Here is a 7,694-nt window from a genome sequence, read left to right on the forward strand (position 1 = left end):
ATCGTGACGCTTCGCAGTCACCTTAGGATCGGCAGCCCCATCTGGCTGGGCCTTCTCCTCATGTGCTTCACCGTCTACTACTACCTGGACGTGGCGGCCGAGTGGAGCGATCCCCATGGCATCGGGTGGGCCCCCGGAATCGTGGCCACCGCAGTGGGGTCACCTTCCTCCTTCGGCACGGCCTTCGTGGCCGTGATGGCGGCCTGGGAAGCGGGCCGGCTCGCCCGGGCCGGCTTCTGGGAACTGGCCCCGGCACGCACCCGGGCCCAGGTGGTCGCACGGCAACTGTGGCCCGCGGTGACCATGGCGTGGCTCGCCGCCGTGGCCCCGGTGGTGGTGGCGCTCGTCCAGAACCGGACAGTCCCCGACGGCTGGAGTCTCCTCCCGCTGGGCACGGTCCTCGTCGACCTGGCCCTGTGGGCGGTGGTCGGATTCGTGGCGGGGAGCAAGGTGAGTCCCCTGATCGCAGCGCCGGCTGTGGGCGTTGTGTCGTTCCTGCTCGTCGCGACCTCTGTCGCAGTCGACCCCGCGTGGTGGCGGCACGTCGCGGGAATGATCTCGGAGCCGCCGACGCCGGGCGAAACCTACAGCCTGACGGCGGCCACGGTACCGGTCCTGTTCACCGGCGGCCTGGCGGTCGCCGCCGTACTCTTCTGGGTCCTGGCGGCGCCACGGACCGCGCGCGTCGCGGCGGCCCTCGTCCTCGTGGCCGCCACGACGCTGGGCGCGAGCCGGATCGTGGACGGCTGGGGCTACTTCGGCGGCATGCGCACGCAGGCGGTGCCGTTGAGCTGCGCCGGGCACGCCCCCGAGATCTGTGTGGCGGCCTCGAGCAAGGCCGGGCCCGAGACTCTCCGGGCGCAGGTCGCCAAAACCGTCGAGCGGCTCGGCAGCGCGGGTGTCGCCCAGCCGCCCGCACGGGTCGTCGACACCGCGGTGGAGGGCAGATACCCGGAGCGGTCGTCCGCGCGGGTCTGGCACGTCCCGCTGACCGCGTCCGCCCGCAGAGGCGACCTCGGCTATCAGGTGATGCGCAACGCGGTCCGCTTCCCCTGCCGGGCACCCCAGCAGGCGTGGGTCCGCGTCGTCCTCGCCTGGGCGGCCGAGCGCACCGGGCAGACGGCCCCGTACGAGAAGGCTCTGAGGGCGGACCCTTTCTTCAACACCGTGATCTGGCAGAAGGACCGGAAGCAGGTGGCCACGGTCCTCGACCTGCCCGAGTCGGGACAGCGCGCCTGGTTCGCCCACGGTCTGGACGCCGCATGCGCGAAGGGGGGCGCCGCATGACGCTCTGGATCCGCTGCCGCAGAGCGACGACCACGCTTCCGGCCGGGTGCGCGGCCGCCTTCGTACTGGCGCTGCTGCTCGGAGGCAGCGCTGTGCCCCTGCCGGCCCTCACGCTCGGTGGCACGGCCACCGTCCAGCTCAACCAGTTCGTCCCGGTCCTCGTGGCGGCGGTACTCGCGTACTGCCTGGACACGCGGATCCCGGCGGCGGAGGCCAGCGGCATCCGCAGGATCCGGCGCCTGGACGCGGCACTCGTCCTCGGGGTGATCGCCCTCCTGGAGCTGGCGGGCGCCCTGACCGCGCTGGCCCTCGACGAACCGTCCACGCATCCGCTGTGGACACTGGGCCGCAACACCGCGTGCGCGGCCGGCCTGCTGCTCCTGGCGCGCCCGTGGCTGCGCGGAGCGGCGGTCATGGTCCCCGTGGCCATGGTCTTCGGTGTGGTGCTCTTCGGTTACCGGCGGCCCACCGACCCCTACCCGTGGGGCTTCGTCCTGGAGCCCGCCACATCGCCGTTCGCGGCAACCGCGTGCATCGTGATCGCGGCCGCAGGCGTCGCCACCCACGTTCTCGCCGCGAAGAAGGAGGAACTGTGAGCCTTCGCTATGACTCCTGCACCTACACCTACGGACGTCGCAAGCGGCCCGTCCTGGACGGGTTCACCTACGAGGTGCAGCCGGGACTCACGGTTCTGCTCGGCCCCAACGGTGCCGGCAAGTCCACCTTGCTGCGGCTGGGCGCCTCCGTCACCACACCCCGGTCCGGCAGCGTGAGCCTGGGAAGGCTGCAGGGCGGCAGCCGGGAGTTCCGGCGGAATGTCGCCTGGATGCCGCAGCACATCGCCCCCGTGCCGTCGCTGACCGCACGCGAGTACGTGGCCTACGTCGGCTGGCTCAAGGGCATGAGCCGCCGGGAGGCCTGGGACGCCGCCCGGGGCGCCCTGCGCCAGGTGGAACTCGGTGACAAGGAGAACGAACGCACCAGCGACGTCTCCGGCGGACAGTTGCGCCGCATCGGAGTGGCGGGCTCCCTGGTGCACGGCGCGCGGGTGCTGCTGCTCGACGAACCCACGGCCGGCATGGACCCCCGCCAGCGACGTGTCTTCCGCGACCTGCTGCGCGGCCTGTCCGAGAACGTGGCGGTGCTCCTGTCCACGCACGATGTCGCCGACCTCGCCGAGGAGGCGGACCAGGTGGCCGTGCTGGAATCCGGTCGCCTGCGCCACTCGGGCACGACGGCCTCGTTCCTCGCCCTCTGCCCGCCGGACGTCCCCGGCGCAAGGGCAGCCGAAGGCGCTTACAGCGCGCTGCTGGAAGGGTTTCCGAGCTCGCTCCTGTGACGGTCGCGTCCTCCGAAATGGTCAACGGTGTCGGCGGGGCGACGGTCGACGGGGCAGCGGGGCCGGGGAACGGCCGCGGTCCGACCCCCATGCCCGGGGGGACCGCTCGGTGCTGATGCTCGCCACGCTCGTGGAGCGGAGCCCGGACCGCACAGGGATCCCGGCAACGGTGCCGCTGACCGGCCGTCCACCGCGACGGCAGGAACCCGGCAGGGTCCAGCGCGGCGCCGTTGAGCACCACTTCGCGGACCGTGGGGGCGACCAGGTCGATGAAGGTCGAGGCGCCCGCCCCGGCGGAGTCGAAGCGGTGCGCGTCGCCATGGGCGCGGCGGCGTGGGCGGTGCGGCCGTGCCGCACCGTCGGCTGTCCCGGCCCTGGGGGGACCCACTCCGTCGGCCGCCCCGGCCCCTGAGGGACCCACCGGCGGCGCCTCCGTTCCCCGGGGAGTGTTGTGCGGCGGCCGCACCCCTGCCACTATTCACTCAGTACATGTACGAAGTGAATAGGAAGGGGGGTGTCGCGTGAGCACCGGCAATGTCCTGCTCGGGCTGCTGGCCGCCGGCCCCGCCCATGGCTACGAGCTCAAGCGGCGGCACGACGAACGCTTCCCCCAGGCCCGGCCCCTCGCCTACGGCCAGGTCTACACAGGCCTTCAGCGCCTGGTGCGCGACGGCCTCGCCGAGGTCGACGCCACGGAGAGCGAGGGCGGCCCGGAGCGCACCGTCTACCGGCTCACCGAACACGGCTCGCTGACGCTGCGCGCCTGGGTCGGCGAGCCCGTACCGCCGGCGCCCGTCAGCGCGGCCAACGAGATCTTCGCCAAGGTCACGGCGATCATGGCCTCCGGCCACGGCGACCCGGCCGCCTTCCTGCGTCTGCAGCGCGCCGCGCACCTCGCCCGGATGCGCGAGCTCACCGCGGTGAAGACGGCACCCGGCACCCCGCTGTCGGCCGTGCTCTCCGCCGACTACGCCCTCACCCATCTCGACGCCGACCTGCGCTGGATGGACAACGCCGCGCAGCGCCTCGGCGCACTGGCCGAGGAGGTCACCTCACCATGACCACGCCCCTGCTCGAGGCCCGCGGCCTCGTCAAACGGTACGGCGCCACCGAAGCCCTGCGCGGCGCCTCGCTGCGCCTGATGCCCGGGGAGATCCTTGCCGTCACCGGGCCGAGCGGCAGCGGCAAGTCCACCCTGCTGCACTGCCTGGCGGGCATCGTCCGGCCGGACGAGGGCGAGGTCCGCTACCTGGGCGGCAGCGCCGGCGGGGAGCGGATCGACCAGGCCGGTGAGAACCGCCGCTCCACACTGCGGCGCACCGACTTCGGCGTCGTCTTCCAGTTCGGCCAGCTCGTCGGGGAACTGACGGCCGTGGACAACGTGGCTCTGCCGCTGCTGCTCGCCGGCGCCTCGAGGGCCGCCGCCCACGAGAGGGCCGGCACCTGGCTGGAACGCTTCGGCGTGCGGGGTCAGGCCGCCCTTCGGCCGGGCGAGATGTCGGGCGGGCAGGCGCAGCGGGTGGCCCTGGCCCGCGCGATGGTCACGGGGCCGAAGGCGGTCTTCGCCGACGAGCCCACCGGCGCGCTGGACTCACTCGCGGGCGAGCAGGTCATGACCGCCCTGGTCCACGCCTCCCGCGAGTCCGGCACCGCTGTGCTGCTGGTCACGCACGACGCACAGGTCGCGGCGTACGCGGACCGCGAGGTGACGGTGCGGGACGGGATCGTCGAGGGAGAGGACGAGCATGCCGCGGAGGTGACCCGGTGAGGGGGCTGCGGACGGACGCCCGGCTGGCCTGGCAGGTGCTGCGGGGCTCCCCGCCCAGCGAGTGGTGGCGTCTGGCGCTCACCGCGCTGGGGGCGGCCCTCGGCACGGGCTTCGCCCTGGCGGCCGCCGTCGTGGCCGCGATCGGCACTCGCGACGACGGGCCTCCCCGGTACACCAACAACCTCCTCAACGAGGCGGGACTGCGGCCGGGGGTCATCGCCGTGCTCCTGCTGCTCCTGCTGCCGGTCTTCGCCTTCCTCGGCCAGTGCACCCGGATCGGCGCGCTGCGGCGGGAGCACCGGCTGGCCGCGCTTCGGCTGTCCGGGGCCACCCCGCGGCAGGTGCGGCGGATCGCCGCCCTGGAGACGGGCGCCGCCGGCGGTCTGGGGCGGTGGCCGGGCTGGTGGGCTTCCTGGCCCTGCGCGGAGTGCTCTCGGCGGTGCAGGACGAGGGCAGGGCGCTCACCTGGCCCTCCGACGTGCCCGTGCCGTGGTTTTCCGCCGCCTTCGTGGTCCTCGCAGTGCCGCTGCTGACCACTCTGGAGGCGCGGTTCGCCCTTCGCCGGTCGGCCACCGACCCCTTGGGCGTGATCGCGAAGCGCCGCCCGCCGCGCGGCGGTGCGCTCCGCTGGCTGCTGGGCCCGGTGGCGCTGCTCGCCGTCATCGCCCTGTCGACGGCGGGGTCGCGGGTGGCGCTGGACCGCGTGCCGTTGGAGGTGGTGACGCCGGTCCTCCTGGCCCTGTACGTCTACGGGCTCCTGCACAGCAGTGCCGGGCTCGCGATGTTCACCGGGCGGCTGGCCGCGAGGTCGGGCCGGCCGTCGCTGCTGATCGCCGGCGAGCGGCTGCGCTCCGATCCCTGGGCCGCGGCCCGGGCCCACTCGGTGCTGATGCTCGCCGCGCTGGTGGGGGCGGGCTGGGTGGCCACGCGCCGCGCGGTGCTCGAGACGCTGCGCGCGGAACCCGGCTACCGCGCCGAGGCGGTGGCCTTCCACACCACCGGCTGGAACCTGGTGGGGCTGGCCGTCCTGGTCGGCAGCGCGGTCACCGTGAGCGGCGTGGCGGTGGGGGTGGTGGAGTCGCTCATGACCCGCCGGCGGACCCTGGCCGCGCTGTCCGCGGCGGGCACGCCACGGAGGGTGCTGTGGCGGGCCACGCTGCTGGAGACCGCGCTGCCGCTGGCCCCGGCGCTGCTGCTGGCCGCCGGCAGCGGCCTGGCGCTCGTCGCTCCCTTCGTGCTCCACGGCATGCGCAGCTCCCTGGCGCTGATGGAACCGGCCCTGCTCACGGGCGGCCTCCTGGCCGCCGCCCTGCTGGCCACCGCCGCCGGCCTGCCGCTGCTGCGGCGCACCGTGCACCCGGCGCAGTTGCGCCACGAGTAGGGGCGCGAGGGCGCCGGCAGGAGGCCCAGGACCGGCACGGGGGTGCGGTCCTGGGCCCGAGCCCGGCCCGGGGCTCCGAGCCGGTCCGGCGTGGTGGAGGTGCCGGGGACGGTGGAAAAGACGTCTTCACGGCAACATGAAGGCCCGGTCTCAGGCGGATATGCCGTCGATCCGGGCCATGGCGTCCTCCGCGCCGAATGCCTGCAGGTAGGGCATCCAGCGCGGGTCCCTATGCCCCGTCCCGATGATCCGCCAGGCGAGGCCCGACGGCGGGGCCGGCTGGTGGCGCATCCGCCAGCCGAGTTCGGCGACATGGCGGTCGGCTTTGAGATGGTTGCACCGGCGGCACGCCGCGACCACGTTGTCCCACGTGTGCTGGCCCCCGCGGCTGCGCGGGATCACGTGGTCGACGCTGGTTGCGACGCCTCCGCAGTACGCGCACCGGCCGCCGTCCCGAGCGAACAGCGCCCGCCGGGTCAGGGGCACGGGGCCGCGAAAGGGGACTCGGACGAATTTGGTGAGCTTGACGACGCTTGGAGCCGGGACGGTACAGGTCGCGCTGTGCATATAGGCGCCGGATTCCTCGAGGCACACGGCCTTCTTGTTCAGCACGAGGATGAGCGCGCGGCGGAGCGGTACGACGCCGAGCGGCTCGTACGACGCGTTGAGGACCAGGACATGCGGCACGGGTGCCTCCTTTTACGCCGGCGGCGCGTGGCTCGCGCCGGGACGATCTGCCCACAGTCTCTCCGGAAGCCCGGTCGCGGCGCCACCATGACCGGGTAACGGAGCGAGGGTGTTTTCAACCACACCCCTTGTACATGCCCTGAATCACCGCACGTCGCTCTCGAACAACACAACGGAGCCGAGCGCCTACCCCGTTAGTGTGGGAAGCCTGCCCAACCCGGAGGTTTCCGCCCGTGTCCCCATCGCCGTCCACCGCCACGACGATCGACGACGCCCAGAAGAGCGCGACCGACGCCGCCGACTACATCAGCCGGAACTGGGCGGACTGGCTGTCCGCCGGACTGCGCATCCTGCTGATCCTGGTCATCGCCCTGGTGCTGCGGTCGGTGGTCCGCCGCATGATCACCAAGCTCATCGAGCGTATGAACCGCGGCGCCGAGGTCGCGGCGACCAGTGCCCTCGGCGGACTGCTGGTCAACGCCGAGCGGCGGCGGCAGCGCAGTGAGGCGATCGGCTCGGTGCTGCGCAGCGTCGCCTCGTTCGTGATCTTGGGTACGGCGGCGCTGACCGTGCTGTCCGTGCTGAACATCAACCTGGCCCCGCTGCTGGCCAGCGCGGGTGTGGCCGGTGTGGCGATCGGCTTCGGCGCCCGGAACCTCGTGACCGACTTCCTCTCCGGCGTCTTCATGATCCTGGAGGACCAGTACGGCGTCGGGGACGTCATCGACGCGGGCGTCGCCAGCGGCACCGTGGTCGAGGTCGGACTGCGGGTGACCAAGCTGCGCGGCGACAACGGCGAGATCTGGTACATCCGCAACGGCGAGGTCAAGCGGATCGGCAACCTCAGCCAGGGCTGGGCGACCGCCGTGGTGGACGTCCAGGTCGGCTACGGGGAGGACCTGGACCGGGCCCGCACGGTGATCGAGGAGACGGCCGCCGCGATGGCCAAGGAGCAGCCGTGGGACGAGATGCTCTGGGAGCCGGTCGAGGTGCTGGGCCTGGAGTCGGTGACCTCGGAATCGGTGCTGATCCAGGCGCAGGCCAAGACCATGCCGGGCAAGGCGGCGGCGGTGGCGCGAGAACTGCGCTGGCGGGTCAAGCGCGCCTTCGACGCGGCCGGGATCTCGATCGTCGGCGGTACTCCGCAGGCCGCGGAGGAGGACGAGCCGGCCGACCCCGCGGCCGCCGTCGCCCCGCCCTCCGCGCTGGCGAACCCGGCGTCCCCGCAGGCG

General features: G+C 73.3%; 9 protein-coding genes. 8 read left to right on the forward strand and 1 reads right to left on the reverse strand.

What is annotated here, in order from left to right; all coding sequences use genetic code 11:
• The first annotated feature begins 3 nt into the window (after nt 1-3).
• From AC3ET4_RS21415 to AC3ET4_RS21445, 7 genes are all read left to right on the forward strand, one after another.
• Entirely contained in the window at nt 4-1,287 is a 1,284-nt protein-coding gene (locus AC3ET4_RS21415) for a hypothetical protein (protein ID WP_431951783.1), read from the forward strand.
• Nucleotides 1,284-1,883, forward strand: a complete 600-nt coding sequence (locus AC3ET4_RS21420; protein WP_431951785.1) for a hypothetical protein — start codon at nt 1,284-1,286, stop codon at nt 1,881-1,883. The genes AC3ET4_RS21415 and AC3ET4_RS21420 overlap by 4 nt, the downstream gene beginning before the upstream one ends.
• Nucleotides 1,880-2,626: an ATP-binding cassette domain-containing protein gene (locus AC3ET4_RS21425; RefSeq protein WP_431951787.1), complete on the forward strand. Its 747-nt coding sequence runs from the start codon at nt 1,880-1,882 to the stop codon at nt 2,624-2,626. Before AC3ET4_RS21420 ends, AC3ET4_RS21425 begins: the two co-directional genes overlap by 4 nt.
• A 521-nt stretch (nt 2,627-3,147) precedes the next feature.
• On the forward strand, nt 3,148-3,687 hold the full coding sequence (locus tag AC3ET4_RS21430) for a PadR family transcriptional regulator (protein WP_431951789.1): 540 nt from the start codon (nt 3,148-3,150) through the stop codon (nt 3,685-3,687).
• A complete protein-coding gene (locus AC3ET4_RS21435; RefSeq protein WP_431951791.1) occupies nt 3,684-4,394 on the forward strand; it encodes an ABC transporter ATP-binding protein in 711 nt (236 codons plus the stop codon). The genes AC3ET4_RS21430 and AC3ET4_RS21435 overlap by 4 nt, the downstream gene beginning before the upstream one ends.
• The gene (locus tag AC3ET4_RS21440; protein ID WP_431951793.1) at nt 4,391-4,927 is read left to right on the forward strand and encodes a hypothetical protein; all 537 of its coding nucleotides are present in this window, start codon (nt 4,391-4,393) and stop codon (nt 4,925-4,927) included. Before AC3ET4_RS21435 ends, AC3ET4_RS21440 begins: the two co-directional genes overlap by 4 nt.
• Nucleotides 4,928-5,283: 356 nt before the next feature.
• A complete protein-coding gene (locus AC3ET4_RS21445; protein WP_431951800.1) occupies nt 5,284-5,775 on the forward strand; it encodes an FtsX-like permease family protein in 492 nt (163 codons plus the stop codon).
• A 150-nt stretch (nt 5,776-5,925) separates the two neighbouring features.
• On the opposite strand, the gene AC3ET4_RS21450 is transcribed toward AC3ET4_RS21445, so the two are convergent.
• Nucleotides 5,926-6,462 carry an HNH endonuclease gene (locus tag AC3ET4_RS21450; protein WP_431951795.1) on the reverse strand — a complete coding sequence of 179 codons (537 nt, stop codon included), beginning with the start codon at nt 6,460-6,462 and terminating at the stop codon, nt 5,926-5,928.
• Between the two features lie 233 nt (nt 6,463-6,695).
• Between AC3ET4_RS21450 and AC3ET4_RS21455 the strand changes: the two genes are divergently transcribed.
• Nucleotides 6,696-7,694 (forward strand): mechanosensitive ion channel family protein (locus AC3ET4_RS21455; RefSeq protein ID WP_431951797.1); only part of this gene is annotated, 999 nt, incomplete at its 3' end.

The organism is Actinacidiphila sp. bgisy167 (assembly GCF_057707665.1).

Coding starts and splice junctions, on each gene's coding strand:
- AC3ET4_RS21435 (WP_431951791.1), top strand. CDS start 3,684: ATGACCACGCCCCTGCTCGAGGCCCGCGGCCTCGTCAAACGGTACGGC.
- AC3ET4_RS21420 (WP_431951785.1), top strand. CDS start 1,284: ATGACGCTCTGGATCCGCTGCCGCAGAGCGACGACCACGCTTCCGGCC.
- AC3ET4_RS21445 (WP_431951800.1), top strand. CDS start 5,284: ATGCTCGCCGCGCTGGTGGGGGCGGGCTGGGTGGCCACGCGCCGCGCG.